The following is a 16,252-nucleotide window of genomic DNA, read 5'->3' as shown; positions in this document are numbered from 1 at the left end:
TTCGAAACGGAAATAAACGCGTGATTTGACAGGATAAACGCCGGTTTGTCAATGAGGAATTTTCTAAGCACCTGTGGATAACTTTGAGAAAAACCGTTAGAATGCCAAGGCTTACCGTTCCGAGTCCGCTGCGCAATTATTGAACGCGCGCCGGGGCGGAACGCCAACCCAGAGAAGCACTGCCAAAATTCAGCCCCACCCACTGGAGCAACGCGCGCCCGCGCAAGCGCGGCGCGTGCCGGATCCAGGAATTTTGCCAGCGGTTCTCGGGGGCCGCACCGTCCATGCCTGGCCCGCCTTGCGGCCCGGCGATGCGTGGAGCGCGGCCCTTGAATCATGCCGAACACACGTCGTCCGCCCCAAGCGCGGGGCGCGGCGGCTTCTCCCGCCGCTTGGCCTTAAAGCCGACAGCGGGTTTTTCGCTTTTACTTGCGTATATGTAATGACCGAACTGGATCAATTTTGGCCTGGCTGCCTGGCCCGCCTGGAGGCCGAACTGTCTTCGCAACAGTTCAATACCTGGATCAAGCCGCTATCGGCCGAAACCACGGAAGAGGGCATCGCGCTGTTTGCGCCCAACCGCTTCATCATGCAGTTCATCAAGGACCGCTTCCTGGCGCGTATTGAAGAACTGGCGGTGGAGCTGGTGGGCGAGTGCCTGGTGGAACTGCGCCTGGGCGCGCCCGCCGGCCGTCCGGCCGCCGCGCCCGCGGTGATGCCGGCCAAAGCCAAGCCCGCGCCCAGCGTGCCGACGCCCAGCGCGCCGTCCCAGGCCAAGCAGGCCGCGGTCAAAGCCATTGGCGGCAGCCACGAAAGCACCCGGCTCAACCCCTCGTTCACCTTCGACACCCTGGTGACCGGTAAGGGCAACCAGCTGGCGCGCGCCGCGGCCATGCAAATTGCGGAAAACCCGGGCGACCAGGCCTACAACCCGCTGTTTGTTTACGGCGGCGTGGGCCTGGGTAAGACCCACTTGATCCAGGCCATCGGCAACCACGTGTTCCAAAAGAACCCGCAAGCCAAGATCCGCTACATCCACGCCGAACGCTATGTGGCCGACATCATGCGCGCCTACCAGCACAAGGCCTTTGACGAATTCAAGCGCTACTACCACTCGCTGGACCTGCTGCTGATCGACGACATTCAGTTCTTCGCCGGCAAGAACCGCACCCAGGAAGAGTTCTTCTACGCCTTCAACGCGCTGATCGAGGGCGGCAAGCAGGTGATCATGACCTGCGACAGCTACCCCAAGCAGATAGAAGGCATGGAAGAGCGGCTGATCTCCCGCTTCTCCTGGGGCCTGACCGTGGAAATCCAGCCGCCGGAGCTGGAAATGCGCGTGGCCATTCTGATGAAAAAGGCCGAGGCCGACAGCATCAAGCTGGACCACAACGTGGCCTTCTTCATTGCCCAGAACGTGCGCTCCAACGTGCGCGAACTGGAAGGCGCGCTCAAGCGCGTGGTGGCCTACGCCCGCTTCACCAATCAGAACATCTCGCTGGAACTGGTCAAGGAAGCGCTCAAGGACATCCTGGCCGCCGGCAACCGCCAGGTGACCGTGGACGCCATCCAGAAAACCGTGGCCGAGTACTACAAGATCAAGCTGTCCGACATGCACAGCAAAAAGCGCAGCCGTGATATTGCCCGGCCGCGCCAGGTGGCGATGGCGCTGGCCAAGGAACTGACCCAGCTGTCCCTGCCCAATATCGGCGACGCCTTTGGCGGCCGCGACCACACCACCGTGCTGCACGCGTGCAAGACCATTGCCGAAATGCGCGGCAACGACGCCGATATCGCTCACGATTACGACACGCTGCTGGCCATGCTGCGTAACTAAGACCATGAAGCCTAACTTGAACCGACTCACAAACACCCAACGGGAGCCCGCCCCATGCTGATCCTGCAAGCCGAACGCGATGCCCTGCTCAAGCCACTGCTGGCAGTCACCGGCATTGTCGAGCGTCGTCACACCCTGCCCATCCTGTCCAATGTGCTGATAGAGAAAAAAGGCGGACAAGTGGGCTTCCTGGCCACGGACCTGGAAATCCAGATCACCACCGCCAGCAGCGACGAATTGCCGGGCGAAGACTTCCGCCTGACCACCTCCGCCAAAAAGCTGCAGGACATCCTGCGCGCCATCCCGGGCAACGCCACCGTGACCCTGGAACAACTGGACGGCGGCCGTCTGACCCTGAAAGCCGGCAAGAGCCGCTTCAACCTGCAAACCCTGCCGGCCGACGACTTCCCGTTGCTGTCCGTGGGCAGCGCCAGCGACTCCAGCTTCAGCCTGAGCCAGCGCGAACTCAAGCGTCTGATCTCCCAGGTGCAATACGCGATGGCGGTGCAGGACATCCGCTACTACCTGAACGGCCTGCTGATGCAGACCGACGGCAACCAGGTGCGCCTGGTGGCCACCGACGGCCACCGCCTGGCCTTCGCCAGCGCGGACGTGGAAGCCAACCTGCCCAAGTCCGAAGTGATCCTGCCGCGCAAGACCATCATCGAACTGTACAAGCTGCTGCAGGACATCGACGACCCGATCAATATCGAAGTGCTGGCCAATCAGGTGCGCTTCAGCTTCGGCTCCACCGTCATCATCAGCAAGGTGGTGGACGGCAAGTTCCCGGACTACAACCGCGTCATCCCGCTGGACAACGACAAAATCTTCCTGATTGAACGCCTGGAATTCCTGCACGCCTTGCAGCGCGCCGCCATTCTGGCCAACGAGAAATTCCGCGGCGTGCGCCTGGTGCTCAAGTCCGGCTCCATGTCCATTCTCTGCACCAACAGCGAGCAGGAAGAAGCGGAAGAAGAACTGGAAATCGCCTATCAGGGCGGCGAGCTGGAAATTGGCTTCAACATCAACTACCTGATGGACGTGCTGACCAACCTGCCGGCGGACACCCTGCAACTGGCCTTTGGCGATTCCAACCGCAGCACCCTGGTCACCATACCGGACGTCAGCAACTTCAAATACATCGTCATGCCCATGCGGATTTGACGGCGGCCGCCACCCGGCAGCCCGCCGGCGGCGGAGGCCCAGCCTCCGCTTCCGGCAAACGGATTTTCAGATTGACCGGCAGAGGCCGGCCGCGCGGCGCCAGGAGACACTCCCGGCCCGCCCGGCCCCTCTCCATACAGAAAGCAGCAGATGAGCGAACAGGAATACGGCGCGGATAGCATCAAAGTCCTCAAAGGATTGGATGCGGTACGCAAACGCCCCGGCATGTATATTGGCGACACCTCGGACGGCACCGGCTTGCACCACATGGTGTTTGAAGTGCTGGACAACGCCATTGACGAAGCGCTGGCCGGCCATGCCGACACCATCAAGGTCATCATCAACCCCGACAACTCCATCACCGTGGAAGACAACGGCCGGGGCATCCCCACCGACATCCACCCGGAAGAGGGGCGATCGGCGGCGGAAGTGATCATGACCATCCTGCACGCCGGCGGCAAATTCGACAGCAACAGCTACAAAATCTCCGGCGGCCTGCACGGCGTGGGCGTGTCCGTGGTGAACGCGCTGTCCGATTGGCTGCGCCTGAAAATCTGGCGCGACGGCAAAGTCCATGAAATGGAATTCCGTCGCGGCGACGCCGTGGCCCCGCTCACCGTTACCGGCCATACCAACCACCGCGGCACCGAAGTCACCTTCCGCGCCAGCGAAGAAACCTTCGGCCTGGTGGAATTCCACTTCGACATCCTGGCCAAGCGCATCCGCGAACTGTCCTTCCTGAACCAGGGCGTGGGCATCAACCTGATAGACAAGCGCAGCGGCAAGGAAGAAAGCTTCGCCTTCTCCGGCGGCGTGGCGGGCTTCGTGGAATACATGAACCGCAACAAGACCGTGCTGCACCCCAAAGTGTTTTACGGCATCGGCGAAAAAGAAGGCATGACCGTGGAAGTGGCGATGCAGTGGAACGACTCCTACCAGGAAAGCGTCCAGTGCTTCACCAACAACATTCCTCAGCGCGACGGCGGCACCCACATGACCGCGCTGCGCCAGGTGATGACCCGCACGCTGAACCAGTATATTGAAGAGAGCGAAGTCGCCAAGAAAGCCAAGGTGGACACCACCGGCGACGACATGCGCGAAGGCCTGACCTGCGTGCTCTCCGTCAAACTGCCGGACCCCAAGTTCTCCAGCCAGACCAAGGACAAGCTGGTTTCCAGCGAAATTGGCCCGGTGGTCAATGAAGTGATCAGCGAAGCGCTGAAAACCTATCTGCTGGAACACCCCAACGACGCCAAGATCATCTGCGGCAAGATCGTGGAAGCCGCCCGCGCCCGCGAAGCCGCGCGCAAGGCCCGCGAAATCACCCGCCGCAAAGGCATCATGGACGGCCTGGGCCTGCCCGGCAAACTGGCGGACTGCCAGGAAAAAGACCCCAAGCTGTGCGAACTCTACCTGGTGGAGGGCGACTCCGCCGGCGGCTCCGCCAAACAAGGCCGCGACCGCAAATTCCAGGCCATCCTGCCGCTGAAAGGCAAGATCCTGAACGTGGAACGCGCCCGCTTCGACAAAATGCTGCAAAGCCAGGAAGTGGCCACCCTGATCACCGCCATGGGCTGCGGCATTGGCAAGGACGAGTACAATCCGGACAAGCTGCGCTACCACCGCATCATCATCATGACCGATGCCGACGTGGACGGCGCCCACATCCGCACCCTGCTGCTCACCTTCTTCTACCGCCAGATGAGCGAACTGGTGGAGCGCGGCCACATCTACATCGCCCAGCCGCCGCTGTACAAGGCCAAAGTGGGCAAGCAAGAGCGCTACCTCAAGGACGACTCCGAGCTCAACCAGTTCCTGCTGCAACTGGCGCTGGAAAAAGCCGAACTGATCCCGGCGGAAGGCGCCGCCGCGCTGTCCGGCGACACCCTGGGCGAAATTGCCCGCCAGTTCCTGCTGACCCGCTCCGTGATTGAACGCGAAAGCCGCGTAATCGACCCGCTGGTGCTGGAAGCCATGCTCAAAACCGGCCCGCTGTCCCTCAGCAGCCAGCAAGAAGCGGACGCCGCGCTGGCCAAACTGAGCGCGCTGCTGCCGGCGGACGCCATCGAACTGCAACTGCTGCGCGATGAAAAGAACGACGGCCACCTGATCAAGATCATCCGCAAACTGCACGGCAACGTGATGGTGACGGTGATGGACCAGGACTTCCTGGAATCCGGCGACTACGCGGAAATGAAGAAAACCGGCGACATGCTCAGCGGCCTGCTGCGCGAAGGCGCCCACGTCAAACGCGGCGAAACCGTGAAACCGGTGGCGGAGTTTGGCGAAGCGCTGGACTGGCTGCTGGCGGAAGTGAAGAAGGGCATGAACATCCAGCGCTATAAAGGCCTGGGCGAGATGAACCCGGAACAGCTGTGGGAAACCACGATGGACCCCACCGTGCGCCGTCTGCTGAAGGTGCGCATTGAAGACGTGATGAGCGCGGACGACGTGTTCACCACCCTGATGGGCGACGAAGTGGAACCGCGCCGGAACTTCATCGAAGGCAATGCCTTGATTGCGCGGAATATCGACGTGTAAGGGTGTAGGGTCCCACGAAGATCTAGATTTTTGGGATTCTGTCCGCTGTACTTAGATTGGCAAATGGCCTCCAAACCTGGAGGCCATTTTTTTTTATGGCAACTAGGTGGTAATTATGCTCAGAGTAGTGTCAGACCAATCAAATGGTCTGGAGCAACTTTGTTATGCTTCATGATTAGAGTTATATTTACGAGATATTTTCAATCTCAATCAGGATTCTGCTGTGTCAACAAATACCACAGAAAGTGTCCCCATCCGTGTTCGCAGCCATATCCTCAGGTTGCTGGGTGACCAGCTTGTTGGACATGACAGGTTGGCTATCTTCGAGTTGGTCAAAAATTCCTATGATGCGGATGCGGAAAAGGTCGATGTCATGGTTGACCTTCGTGCCAAAAAAATCACCGTCCGGGATGATGGGTGTGGGATGACCTCCGATATTGTCAAGAATCGCTGGCTCGACATTGGTACCGATTCCAAACGGGGAGCGAACCGAGCACGTAGTCGAAGGTACGGCCGTGTACCGTTGGGGGAAAAAGGAGTAGGACGTCTGGCTGTCCAGAAACTGGGTAGTAGATTCCGGATGGTTACTCGCTCTGAAGGGTGTCCGGAGATTTTAGTGGAGCTGGGATGGTTCGATCTCATCGATTCTTCAGACTATGTAGATGGTGGATTGCAGGTCTTGATCACGGAGCGTACGGAAGCTATTGACTTCCCAGACGATCAACATGGCACTCTCATCGAGATCTCAGAACTGACACGCAAAGAATGGGCGAGAAAGGATTTGCGAGATCTCAAGAGATTGGTGGTTTCGTTGGAAAGCCCATTCCAGACGAACGGATCCTTTCATGTCTCACTCACGGTACCTGGTCGTGAAAAGGATATCGATGACGTTCCTGATCTGAAAGAGCTTCTTCGTCGTTCAATCTGGGTCTATGAGTTTGAGCTTTCTGAAACCGAGTTTACGTGGAAATATTATTTCAGCCCACCGAAGCTTAAAGGCTTACAAGCGAAAAGAGAGAGCTCTGCCTTGCCTGGAATGATCGAGTGGTCAGATGAAGCGTACCGTGAAGCTAAAGCAAAGGCCGAAAAAGCTGCGGACGTTCCGATATTCATTGATCCTCAGATGGCATTGACAGATATCGGGACGATCAAAGGTCGGCTACATGTTTTCTATCGTCGAGACGAGATCCTGCGCTTGATGGGGGGGGATATCCGTCAGACCAAACAATGGCTCAAAGACCAAGCAGGTATTCGTGTTTTCCGAGACGGGATCAGGGTCTACAACTACGGGGAGCCCGATGACGACTGGCTGGGATTGAACGCGCGACGTATCAATCGACCGGCTGAGAAGTTAGGCACACATCAAGTTGTTGCTGCTATTGAGCTGGATCTTTTGGATAGCGCAGGGCTACAGGAAAAAACAAACCGAGAAGGTTTTAATGAGGACGAAACCTTCTCTCGATTCCGCCTGCTTGTACTGAGTATCATCCAGCACTTCGAGAAATTGCATGAGCATGATCGTAAGGCCATAGATGCAGCTTTGAAGGATGATGGGACCCAGGTCGGTTCGACGATAAAGTTACAAGAAGCAATCGATGGACTGAAAGGCGTTTGCGAAAAGGATAAGGAGCTTTCCAAGACTCTCACTCCATATGTGAAGGCAATTGAAAAAGAGGTCGAGCAGGTCCGGTCGGTAATGCTCAGTGCAGGCATGGCAGGAATGGGCTTGGCCTTAGTGTTCCATGAAATTGACCGCTCCATCCGCACCTTGACGTCATTGGCAGAGAAAGGCGCTCCTCCGGAACGCCTACGCACAGGTCTAGGCGACCTCCGTAAGATGCTAGATTCGATATCTGTTCTCCTGCGTCAGGGCAAAGCACGCAAGCTATCGATGCGTGAATTGGTCAAGCAGGCCATTGAACTGAACGAAGTCCGCTTCGAATTCCATGGTGTCATTGTGTCCTCTCCAATCATCACTGGCGAGAGTCCGGATTTTTTCGTTACAGCACCACAGCACCTTATACTGAGCGCGCTGAACAACATCATCGACAACGCGATCTACTGGGCTGGGTATAGGAATCAACGCGATAAGGATCCCAATCATAAGCCTGCTTTGCTGATCAAGAGCGTATGGTCAGAAGAGGACGGAGGGACGATCATTGTCGTGGACAACGGTACGGGTTTTACAGTTAGTTCTGCGGATGCAATTCAGCCATTTGTCACCAAACGTATAGGTGGTATGGGGCTGGGTTTGTATTACTGCCAGTTGGTGATGGAGAATATTGGAGGAGGCCTGCAGTTACTCTCAACTGGAGAAGCTCGTGACCTCATTGAAATTCCTGAAGTATATGATGGCGCAGCGGTAGCAATGAATTTCAAAGGTGAGGAGTAGACACAGTGATTGGTAATTCTTGTCCAGTACTTGTCCTGGATGACGTTAGACAAGAACTCTGGGAAATTTCACACGGGTTAAGTGTATGCGGGCTACCAATCATGCCTCATTTGATTGTCAATGGAAAACTTGAGCGTCTACCTGCAGAACCACATGAAGGAGTCCGGATTCTATTTACAGATCTGCATGTACTCGGTCCCGTGCAAAGCAGACCAGAGCAGTATGTATCGGCACTTGCAACCTTTATTCGGCAGTTGATCAGTCCATCTACATATTTGATTGTTTTTTGGTCTGCATATCCTCAGGAGGCAGCACAAGCTTGGAGTGTCCTAGTTTCAAGACTGACAGCAATGAAAGAGAAAAATTTAATCCCATTTGCCTATCGGGTATTGGATAAAATAGCCGTAAAAAATATCTCTGACGACGATGAAGAAATTTCCGTTCCAGCAATTAATGATGTAAAAGCAAGTATCAAAGCAATATTTGATGATTTCCCACAATTGAAATCACTGATGCAGTGGGAATCATGTGCCTCACGTGCTGCGTCAGCCACAAGCAACGAATTAATCAGCAAGCTGGATGAAGGTGGTATTCCATTCACAGATTGCGATGCGGTCAAGGCAACTCTGAAAAGAATGTCACAAGAGGCTCTCGGCTTACCACATGCTCCGAATGCTCCGACAAAAGGTGTATATCAAGCATTAGCTCCAATTGCTCAAGACTGGTTAAACCAAGAGGCCGCAAAGGGCGCACTTGACGAATTTCTTGGCTTGACGAGTAGGGGAAAAACTCAACTTCCTAAAGAGGTTACAGGAAAACCCAAACTTGCAAGTCTTCTCAACGACTTTTTTATCCACTCTGAGCAACCAGATCTGAAAACTACTGAACGTGGTATAGTTATTAGATTGCCAAAAGATTTTTTAGAAAATGAGGAAGGTGGTCTAGTAGAAGAAATTGGGCTTGCAGAAACCAAAGGGGATTGGCGAAAAGCTATCTGTATTGAATTTGCACACCAATTCTCCAATGCATCTACAGAAAATGAAACAGCCTTCAAAGCAAAATTAGCGCCGAATAACATTTATGCTGTCGAGCTAAGTGCTGACTGTGATTACGCACAAGATAAAGCAAGATCACATCGTTTTCTGCTTTCCCTTTTTGTACCGTCGAGCGATCCAAAGCCTTTCTATCAAAATAACAAAGGGGCTAATGATGCAATTTATGTGACCCCTGAAATCACGTTGGGAGGTATACAAGGCAGACTTCTGATTTCATGTCGGATATTCCTGACGAGACCTTATCAAGGAACAGTTGAAGGTACGGCTGCCACGAGGATGCGACAGGAGGTCATATCAGAAATTGCTCATCACTATGCCACACATATGCGCCGCCCAGGAAAGATTGCATTTTTCTGACTAACACATGGGGAACCTTGAAACTTCGGATGAGCGTCGCCGAATGATGTCCCGTATCAAAGGGCGTGACACCGGCCCAGAGCTGAGTCTGCGTCGCAAAGTATGGGCACTTGGCCTGCGCTACAGGTTGCAATACCGGATTGGTCGGACACGTCCTGACATGGTATTCATCGGTTCAAAGTTGGCCGTATTCGTCGATGGTTGTTTTTGGCATGGCTGCCCATTGCACTCGACGATGCCGAAGAATAACCAGGACTTCTGGGAGCAGAAACTTAGGCGTAATCGTGAGCGTGACGTGGAAAGCACACAGAGGCTGGAGACAGAGGGTTGGAGGGTGCTACGTTTCTGGGAGCATGAGATCGCAGCATCTCCTACAGACTGTGCGGAGCGGATCGCAGTAATGCTTGGCAAGGTGAAGGAAACGAGGGGATGACCTTCTTCAGTGGTGAGCAGTTGGGGCAGGTTGATCTGATCATTGATGCAGTCTACGCGGGCTACAAGACTGAACGTGGAGGTATGGCCGACCCTTTGGTTTCCTTGGTGGGAGTAAGTCGACAAGGTGGTTTTCGTTACCGTGGTACCAAGGAGTGCCCGACTCTGCTGGTGCTGACTTCTAACCTAGCCGAACCAGAATGGCCTGATCAGCTGGATGAGACCACTGGTAGCTTCATCTATTACGGCGACAACCGTTATCCGGGGCGGCTGCTTCATGATACTCCCCGATTCGGCAATCAATTGCTGTGCCAAGTTTTCGCCTGGTCACATCTGGGGCTGCGTCATTTGGTTCCGCCCATCCTTGTCTTCACCACCGTGGCTACCGGTCGGGCCTTCAGGTTTCGGGGACTGGCAGTTCCGGGAAGTCCAGCTTTGTCGGCAACGGAAGATCTGGTTGCGTTGTGGAAGACAATTGAGGGGCAGCGCTTTCAGAACTACAAGGCAGTGTTCACGATCCTTGATGAGGCAGTGATTCCTAGGGCCTGGATTCACGCCGTGGGGCGTGGTGAAGTGTCGGAGCTTGTGCCGGATGCATGGAAGGCATGGACTACGGCTGGGGCTATCCGGCCACTCATGGCCCCGCGTGCTCTCCTGGTACGTAGCAAGGCAGAGCAATTGCCTGCAACACCAGAGGATCAGGCGCTGATCGATGTGATCCGGTGGCGCTACAAGGACAATGCTTATGGGTTCGAAGCCTGCGCAGGAGCGCTCACCCGACTGCTGCTACCTGATGCTACGCGCCTCGATCTGACCCGCCCATGGCGTGATGGTGGGCGGGACGGTATCGGCCGGCTGCGCATTGGACGGAGTCCTGCTGCGATCGAAGTTGATTTCGCCCTGGAAGCGAAGTGCTATGGTGTGAACAACGCAGTCGGAGTAAGAGAAGTATCTCGTTTGATCAGTCGTATCAAACATCGAGAATTCGGCGTGCTCGTGACAACCTCTTATGTAGATCGGCAGGCATATCAAGAGGTGACTGATGATGGTCATCCGGTGATTCTGGTAACGGCACAGGATATTGTTGGCCTATTGCGCTCAGTTGGAGTAAATAATCCAGCACAAGCAAATGTGTGGTTGGATGGGGTGGCAGTTGGAGGCTAAGGTAGGGTCAGGCTGAAATTATTACTCATTCTATAATATTCAAGCTATTTTAAGGGGTATGTGAGTATGGTTTTTATATTGCTCAAACTATGTGGGTTTTTCATTCGTGGACATCTATCTGTAAACCTGGGAATTCATATTTTGTAAATTTGCCAGATGGTTGGTGTTTCTGGTGGATGTCTTCTGTGGCAGAGAGCCAAGCTTCTTCCATGGGCGCCAAGTGGTTAGAGCCCTCGGTGACTAGTCGGATAAGTCGAGGCCAAGCAATCCAGGCCGCCCGCTCGTCATACTTATGAGAGCCACTGAATCGTGCAGAGTTGCGTGTGAGCACAATGAGCCGGATTTCAGCTGTAATCTCGGGTTGGTGCTTTTGAAGATCAAGGCGGATAAAAAGCTCACATTGAGATAACGTGGAAATCCAGGAAGAGACCTGATTCACCCACTTGTTGGCTTTGAGTAGATTTGTCAGTTTGCTTTGACGCTCTTTGAGGCCTAATCCAAATACATCAAACCATTTCAGTTGAAACAGATACAAACAGTTGGCTGTTGTATCAAATAGCACCGCATCGATGTCAGTTACAATCGCGCCGCTGGAACTACGTAGTGTGATGTTTTCTCGCCCCCGAACATACCGTGGTTCAGGAAGTAAAGCATACAGATCTTGTTGAAATTGGGCTTCACGCTGGTTGACTGCTTTGTCCCAATCCTTGCGATATTTTCGTTTTAGTTCGGTTACCAGAAAAGTACATGTGTTGCCGATATAACCAAATTGAGGTAATAGGGCGAAAAATTTTCCGAATTTGATATTGTAAGGAAGAGGGGAGTCGTAACTAGAGTAGTACTCTTCAGTGTGCTTGGGTGTTAGCAAAAAGATATCTGCAATTTCATCCAAGTCATCAGGATCAGTGATTTTCGTTTGCTGACTCCATACTGCTCGCAGATCTTCATACCTAACAGGTACAGTGAGCAGATTTCTAAGGTTTAATTTATCTCGATTTTTTGCGATAAGGCGTGTTGCAAATGAGAGATGCAACATCGCACGCGCGACAGCGGTGATCGCCAACATCTTCCATTCGCCAAAGGTACGAGGGCCAATGATTGAATCATCAGGCAGAGCATCTGCTTCTGGAGAGGTGATCAAAGAGCTATATGCTTGCTCTTGATATAGTTTATGTAACTCCCAGTCGGAGTCGTATTGGATAAAGTGATCCAGGTGGATATCAACATATTGGTCAATCTTATCTCTTGCCCAACCCTGTATCTGTTGATTAAGACAAGCCTGATACGCTGACCTATGGTCCAATTTCTGGCTGATGAGCCAAGCGTAATCTTGTGCGTCCTCAGATTCTTGATCTTTAACTAGAACATGGATTGAGATATGGTTTTCCGAGTGGAGCTCACAACGGACCAAGCCGTAATGCTCGCAGTTAGCAAGTCGGCGGAGTATTGCCAACTGACCGGTTTCTGAAAGAATTCTGTCAGCCCATTCAGCAGTTTTCCTATTGGATGGAACCCATGGAATCCCATCTCCAAACTGATCCAGTGTTGGAAGGAAGGCATGGAGGATTGGACCAATCCCTTGTTTAATAAATAAGCACTGTTGAGCGAGGGTGGGGCCGAGTTCGGTGGGGTCAAAGAAATGCCGAAAGTACGCATGTAGGTCAGCGGATCTGACAAACTCGATCATCATTCTCTGCTCATGCCCACCGAATTTTTTTAGGATATTGTCTAACCACTCCTCAAGATAACGCTCCAAAAGGGTGGAGGCTGTGAAGGTTTGGTCCATATGAAAATATCAGTTTCTAAGAATGCCTAGGGATTTAAGCGAGCACTGGTGTGGACTTCTGATGAATTTGATGTTCTCCAGGTGAACGTTGCTGAGTAGCGCCTATCCAGCGGAAAATTGCAGTCATCACATCTGAGCAGACTCCATTCCCACACAGCTTTACCTTATCCCTGCGGCTACCAAATGGGAGGAGGTGGTCCTGATGCGAACTCATGGCCTTGATCAGTTCTGCAGGTTGCAACATCCGCAGATACGGCATTTGATCTTTCCATGTGACCAGCCCAAACCGATCTACTGTTGTGACAGTCCGGAGAGGCACGGTAGTTGACTGCCAGCCGCCAGCATAGTCTGAGCCGTAGTAGACAATGATGAATGGTGTACCCGCGCCCAAGGCAGTAATGGCCCGTTCGGCTCGTTCCAGCGTTGCTTTTGCGCGGCCTTCCTTATACAACGGGGTAGAAGGGTAGTGGGCATTCCAATCGATGATGTCGTTTGCAGTGAGGAGTTTCCGGATACCAAACTGTTTCAGTTCTTCTTCGCTCACCGATGTCTGTAATTTGTCACAGATCAGGAACATGCGTTTACGAGCCTGAGCAGAGCCAAAGTCAGCAGAGTTCAACAGTAGGTCGCTTACCTTGTAACCCAGGCCAGAAATGGTCTGAACCAGTTCATCATGTCGATTCCATTTTTTCATCCGGTTCACGTTCTCAACGATCAACCAACGGGGAGACAGGGCTTCAGCCCAAGGAATAATCCCAATAGCGGTTTCACGGCTGCTTTCAAGGCCAGGCTTAGCCCCACGAGCAATCGAGTGAGAGGTGCACTCAGGGGAGGTGAGTAGAACATCGGGTTGGTAATGTTTGCCGAGATCAGGAATGTCAACGTCTTCGATCCGCTTGGTAATGATTTCGGCATGTGGAAAATTGGCCTTATAGGTCCGGGTGGCCAGCTCCCAGGCATCCAGTCCTAGTAAGGGGACCCCTCCACCTTGGACGGCTCCTCGTGCTCCAAAGCCTCCCCCGCAGAAAAGGTCCACAAAAGTTGTCATATGTGTTGTTTCTTCAAAAAATCAGCTCTTCTGAAAGTGTACCAAGTCAAACGGAAAGCGTCTTAGTCAATTGAGGGATCAGCGCTGGTTTGATTGTTCTGCCTCCAGCTTGATAGGCAAAAAGCATATAATCTCAAAGGCTTCACCATCCAGCTGAATGATTCAGCCTAATCGCACTGTCATGTCCACTTGTCCCTTCTGCTCTCTGTCTCCGGACCGCCACCTGTTCGCCAACACTCACGGTGTGGTGATCCGGGATGGCTTTCCCATTTCCCCTGGCCACACGTTGATCATCCCGTGCCGGCACATTGCCTCATTCTTTGAGCTGGAGCCTGCGGAGCGAGAAGGGCTGATGGTGTTGCTGGACCAGGCTCGCCAGCAGTTGTTGGAGGAACTTAAGCCAGATGGTTTCAATATTGGTATCAACGATGGCGCGGCAGCGGGGCAGACGGTGCCGCATTTGCACATCCACCTGATCCCACGTTTTGATGGAGACCGGGAGGACCCGCGTGGTGGGGTGCGTTGGATCATTCCTGAAAAAGCCGACTACTGGTCGCTGCGATGATGGCGGCGCCAACCGCGCAGGAACAAATCGCTTTCATCCTGAAGCTTCAGCGTTTGTTTAGTGAGGGCGAGTTCAGCGCCACCTACAAGTTTGCCTTGCTGTTGACCCTGGCCGAGCTGGCGGTGGAGTACGGGGACGACAGTGGTGCGGCCTTGAGTTTGCCAATGGCCAAGGTGGGGGAGAAGTTTGCCGAGCTGTATTGGCGGCAAGTTCCGCCGTATTCCTCTGGCTTGGTGGACACGGTTGGCGAGACGCTGCATCAGAACAAGGGCTCGGTGGTGGCGATCATGCGGCCTTTGCGACAACTGCATGCCTTGAGCTATGGCCAGTGGTCGCAAGTACGGGCTTTGTCTGTTTGGCCGGCGTGCCTAAAGGCTATCTGCCAAACGGTGCGAGATATGCCCTTGAAGCATTTACAGATGCTGGGTGGTCAGTTGGACCCTTTCCTTTATACCTATCCATGTCCACCTGACCGGGTGGTGTTGAATGCCGGAGTGGCGTTCAATCTGCGTCGTTACCAAGAGCTGGTGCAGCAACTGGCCAAGGCCGGTTGGCTGGAGCATGTGCGCAGTAATAAGCTGAACCGGGTGATTCTGGGGATGCGGGATGATCTGGAAACCTTCATGTTCGGCTCTGCCCGCGCCGATTTGAGCGAGGTGGCCAAGGTGCTGGGCCCTTTGCAGCAGCAGTGTTGTTTCTATTGCCAGCAGCCCATCAAGGGCAAGGCGCAGGTGGATCACTTCATTCCCTGGTCTCGTTACCCGCGGGACACCGCGCATAACTTTGTGTTGGCACATGCGGCATGCAACCGTAGCAAGCGAGACATGTTGGCCGCCAAGTCACATTTGGAACGTTGGCTGGCGCATCTCTCCAGGCATGGCGCTGAGCAGGGTGTGCTATTAGCACAGTTGGGCTTTGTCTCAGACCAGAGGTGCTCGCTTAGCGTGGCGGAGTGGGCGTACCGTGGAGGAGTGCAGGCTCAGGCATTTGTTTGGAACTGCGGTGGCGAGGTTGAGCAAATTGAGCACGCCTATTTAAGTTTGTTTTAGTGTTGAATATTTTTGAATTGTTTATTCAATTTGGCTTGGAGGGGATTGCATGACAGAGTTGCTGCAATTGGCAAAACTTTTTCCGGTATCTCTAAGTTGGGTTGTACCTCTTTTGGGGTGTGTATGGGCTTTTCTTCTTATCGCTGAAAAGGTCCAAGGGCTTTATTACAGGACAAAGTCAGAAGGGCAAAGCAGTAAAAATGAAGGCTTAGAGATTGTTGAATCAATGATTGTTGGGGATAGGATGCTTGAAATTCTCAATGAGGAAAGAAAACGGCAGGAAGCTTTTTTTAGAATGACAGGGTTGGAAGTCAGGAAGAAAGATCGAGAAGAGCTTTTGGATATATTTTCAATGGTTTCAATACGATGTTCAGATTTGAAGCATCTCTTTACCTTTGTGGAAAAATATTCAGAGGGGAGGTATAGGGTTCAGATTGGTTTGGTGGAAGTGTTTCATGCCATATTTGCGATTTGCATGTGTTTTCTGATCATTTTTTATGGGTCCTATGTTGGAATTGAAGTGGGGGCTCAGCATGGTTTTCTTGTGCCCTGGGTTATGTTGGCCACTTTGGCTGGAATTTTTTTTACGATTTGGTGTGCAAAAGGATCTCTTTTTGAGTGTGTTATTGTTTGGAAGGTGTCAAACCGGCTGGAAGAGCTAGGCAAGTTGGAGGGAAAGGCAGGGTTGTCAAATCAAGTTCGCATGGCATTCATTCGGGGGTGGAAAGGATTTTCTATTGCCCTTGGTATTTTTGTGGTTATTTTTGGGGTGGCTTTGGGGGTTCGTATGATTTGAAAAACAAATCTTCCCTTATTTTGTCTGGTAGATGATTTTTGCTGACATATTCTCCACTATTGAGTG

Annotated in this window: 12 protein-coding genes; 10 read left to right on the top strand and 2 right to left on the bottom strand. The window is 53.2% G+C overall.

The features are described from left to right. The first annotated feature begins 442 nt into the window (after window positions 1-442). The 7 genes from dnaA to QUG03_RS20015 all read left to right on the top strand — a co-directional run bounded on the left by dnaA (window position 443) and on the right by QUG03_RS20015 (window position 10,942). Window positions 443-1,837 carry a chromosomal replication initiator protein DnaA gene (dnaA, locus tag QUG03_RS20045; protein WP_107801092.1) on the top strand — a complete coding sequence of 465 codons (1,395 nt, stop codon included), beginning with the start codon at window positions 443-445 and terminating at the stop codon, window positions 1,835-1,837. Window positions 1,838-1,891: 54 nt separating this feature from the next. Then, window positions 1,892-3,001 carry a DNA polymerase III subunit beta gene (gene dnaN, locus QUG03_RS20040; RefSeq protein WP_048415150.1) on the top strand — a complete coding sequence of 370 codons (1,110 nt, stop codon included), beginning with the start codon at window positions 1,892-1,894 and terminating at the stop codon, window positions 2,999-3,001. Window positions 3,002-3,151: 150 nt separating this feature from the next. Further along, window positions 3,152-5,542, top strand: a complete 2,391-nt coding sequence (gene gyrB, locus QUG03_RS20035) for a DNA topoisomerase (ATP-hydrolyzing) subunit B (RefSeq protein WP_500820789.1) — start codon at window positions 3,152-3,154, stop codon at window positions 5,540-5,542. 313 nt (window positions 5,543-5,855) lie between these two features. Beyond that, complete coding sequence (locus QUG03_RS20030) at window positions 5,856-7,934, top strand: ATP-binding protein (protein WP_500820788.1); 2,079 nt, start codon at window positions 5,856-5,858, stop codon at window positions 7,932-7,934. Between the two features lie 101 nt (window positions 7,935-8,035). Continuing rightward, window positions 8,036-9,346, top strand: a complete 1,311-nt coding sequence (locus tag QUG03_RS20025; protein ID WP_500820787.1) for a hypothetical protein — start codon at window positions 8,036-8,038, stop codon at window positions 9,344-9,346. Between the two features lie 7 nt (window positions 9,347-9,353). Beyond that, window positions 9,354-9,779 carry a very short patch repair endonuclease gene (locus QUG03_RS20020; RefSeq protein ID WP_500820786.1) on the top strand — a complete coding sequence of 142 codons (426 nt, stop codon included), beginning with the start codon at window positions 9,354-9,356 and terminating at the stop codon, window positions 9,777-9,779. Then, window positions 9,776-10,942 carry a restriction endonuclease gene (locus tag QUG03_RS20015; RefSeq protein WP_500820785.1) on the top strand — a complete coding sequence of 389 codons (1,167 nt, stop codon included), beginning with the start codon at window positions 9,776-9,778 and terminating at the stop codon, window positions 10,940-10,942. The genes QUG03_RS20020 and QUG03_RS20015 overlap by 4 nt, the downstream gene beginning before the upstream one ends. Window positions 10,943-11,042: 100 nt before the next feature. Here QUG03_RS20015 and QUG03_RS20010 read toward each other — a convergent pair whose 3' ends face one another. Continuing rightward, window positions 11,043-12,728: a hypothetical protein gene (locus QUG03_RS20010; RefSeq protein ID WP_500820784.1), complete on the bottom strand. Its 1,686-nt coding sequence runs from the start codon at window positions 12,726-12,728 to the stop codon at window positions 11,043-11,045. 34 nt (window positions 12,729-12,762) lie between these two features. After that, window positions 12,763-13,776, bottom strand: coding sequence for a DNA cytosine methyltransferase (locus QUG03_RS20005; protein ID WP_500820783.1), 1,014 nt, complete (start codon window positions 13,774-13,776; stop codon window positions 12,763-12,765). Between the two features lie 157 nt (window positions 13,777-13,933). On the opposite strand from QUG03_RS20005, the gene QUG03_RS20000 reads away from it, so the two are divergent. The 3 genes from QUG03_RS20000 to QUG03_RS19990 are packed head-to-tail and all read left to right on the top strand — an operon-like array spanning window position 13,934 to window position 16,186. Then, on the top strand, window positions 13,934-14,341 hold the full coding sequence (locus tag QUG03_RS20000) for an HIT family protein (protein WP_500820782.1): 408 nt from the start codon (window positions 13,934-13,936) through the stop codon (window positions 14,339-14,341). Continuing rightward, window positions 14,338-15,390, top strand: a complete 1,053-nt coding sequence (locus tag QUG03_RS19995) for an HNH endonuclease (RefSeq protein WP_500820781.1) — start codon at window positions 14,338-14,340, stop codon at window positions 15,388-15,390. The genes QUG03_RS20000 and QUG03_RS19995 overlap by 4 nt, the downstream gene beginning before the upstream one ends. Before the next feature lie 49 nt (window positions 15,391-15,439). Beyond that, window positions 15,440-16,186 (top strand): hypothetical protein, encoded by a 747-nt coding sequence (locus QUG03_RS19990; RefSeq protein ID WP_500820780.1) that lies wholly within the window; start codon window positions 15,440-15,442, stop codon window positions 16,184-16,186. Window positions 16,187-16,252 lie beyond the last annotated feature (66 nt).

This window comes from Chromobacterium sp. CCUG 30098 (assembly GCF_059916605.1).
The sequence above is the reverse complement of the archived record's forward strand: the minus strand, read 5'-3'. Positions and strand labels throughout refer to the sequence as shown.